Below are 2376 nucleotides of genomic sequence, written 5' to 3' on the forward strand. Positions count from 1 at the left end.
TGACTCATTTTTTGGTTTTGTGTTGTAAGTGTTTAAGGGCGCATGGTGGATGCCTTGGCACTGAGAGCCGATGAAGGACGTGGGAGGCTGCGATATGCCTCGGGGAGCTGCCAACCGAGCGTGGATCCGAGGGTGTCCGAATGGGGAAACCCAGCACGAGTGATGTCGTGTTACCCAGCGCTGAATCTATAGGCGTTGGGAGGGAACGCGGGGAAGTGAAACATCTCAGTACCCGTAGGAAGAGAAAACAATAGTGATTCCGTGAGTAGTGGCGAGCGAAAGCGGAGGATGGCTAAACCGTGTGCATGTGATACCCGGCGGGGGTTGTGTGTGCGGTGTTGTGGGGCGTTTCTTCTTCTCTCCGCCGAGAGGAGCGAAAGTGATCAACCGTGGGGTTAGGTGAAGTGGTCTGGGATGGCCTGCCGGAGAGGGTGAGAGCCCCGTATCCGAAAATCTGACGGCTTTCGTGAAATGTTTTCCCCGAGTAGCAGCGGGCCCGTGGAATCTGCTGTGAATCTGCCGGGACCACCCGGTAAGCCTGAATACTTCTCAGTGACCGATAGCGGATTAGTACCGTGAGGGAATGGTGAAAAGTACCCCGGGAGGGGAGTGAAAGAGTACCTGAAACCGTGCGCTTACAATCCGTCAGAGCCTTCGACTTTGTTGTGGGGTGATGGCGTGCCTTTTGAAGAATGAGCCTGCGAGTCAGGGACATGTCGCGAGGTTAACCCGGGTGGGGTAGCCGTAGCGAAAGCGAGTCTGAATAGGGCGTATCCACACAACAGTGTGTGGTGTAGTGGTGTGTTCTGGACCCGAAGCGGAGTGATCTACCCATGGCCAGGGTGAAGCGCGGGTAAGACCGCGTGGAGGCCCGAACCCACTTAGGTTGAAGACTGAGGGGATGAGTTGTGGGTAGGGGTGAAAGGCCAATCAAACTCCGTGATAGCTGGTTCTCCCCGAAATGCATTTAGGTGCAGCGTCGCAGTGTTCGTGTCGGAGGTAGAGCTACTGGATGGCCGATGGGCCTCACAAGGTTACTGACGTCAGCCAAACTCCGAATGCCGACACGGTGTAATGCGGCAGTGAGACGGCGGGGGATAAGCTCCGTGCGTCGAGAGGGAAACAGCCCAGATCGCCGGCTAAGGCCCCTAAGCGTGTGCTAAGTGGAAAAGGATGTGCAGTCGCGAAGACAACCAGGAGGTTGGCTTAGAAGCAGCCACCCTTGAAAGAGTGCGTAATAGCTCACTGGTCAAGTGATTGTGCGCCGATAATGTAGCGGGGCTCAAGCACACCGCCGAAGCCGCGGCAGCGTATTCATACGCTGGGTAGGGGAGCGTCCTGCATCCGGTGAAGCCGCCGAGTGATCGAGTGGTGGAGGGTGTGGGAGTGAGAATGCAGGCATGAGTAGCGATAAGGCAAGTGAGAACCTTGCCCGCCGAAAGACCAAGGGTTCCTGGGCCAGGCCAGTCCGCCCAGGGTGAGTCGGGACCTAAGGCGAGGCCGACAGGCGTAGTCGATGGACAACGGGTTGATATTCCCGTACCCGTGTATGAGCGTCCCTGATGAATCACCGGTACTAACCGCCCAAATCCAGATCCACGGATCCCTTCGGGGTGATGGTTTCTGGTGCTGCGCGGGACCTTCGGTGGTAGTAGTCAAGCGATGGGGTGACGCAGGAAGGTAGCCGTACCAGTCAGTGGTAATACTGGGGCAAACCTGTAGGGAGTCAGATAGGCAAATCCGTCTGGCATATATCCTGAGAGGTGATGCATAGCCGAGTGAGGCGAATTCGGTGATCCTATGCTGTCGAGAAAAGCCTCTAGCGAGCGCATACACGGCCCGTACCCCAAACCAACACAGGTGGTCAGGTAGAGAATACCAAGGCGTACGAGTGAACTATGGTTAAGGAACTCGGCAAAATGCCCCCGTAACTTCGGGAGAAGGGGGACCCACACGGCGTGACGAACCCTCGCGGTTCTGAGCGTGAGTGGGTGGCACAAACCAGTGAGAAGCGACTGTTTACTAAAAACACAGGTCCGTGCGAAGTCGCAAGACGATGTATACGGACTGACGCCTGCCCGGTGCTGGAAGGTTAAGAGGACCTGTTAACCCTTCAAGGGTGAAGCGGAGAATTTAAGCCCCAGTAAACGGCGGTGGTAACTATAACCATCCTAAGGTAGCGAAATTCCTTGTCGGGTAAGTTCCGACCTGCACGAATGGCGTAACGACTTCTCAACTGTCTCAACCATAGACTCGGCGAAATTGCATTACGAGTAAAGATGCTCGTTACGCGCGGCAGGACGAAAAGACCCCGGGACCTTCACTACAACTTGGTATTGGTGCTCGATACGGTTTGTGTAGGATAGGTGGGAGACT

General features: G+C 55.9%; 1 rRNA gene. It reads left to right on the top strand.

Going from position 1 to position 2376, the window contains the following annotated elements:
• Positions 1–22: 22 nt before the first annotated feature.
• Positions 23–2376 (top strand): 23S ribosomal RNA (locus tag MHN84_RS29570); the annotation flags it as partial.

It is taken from the genome of Mycobacterium sp. PSTR-4-N (genome assembly GCF_022348085.1).
GTDB lineage: Bacteria > Actinomycetota > Actinomycetes > Mycobacteriales > Mycobacteriaceae > Mycobacterium.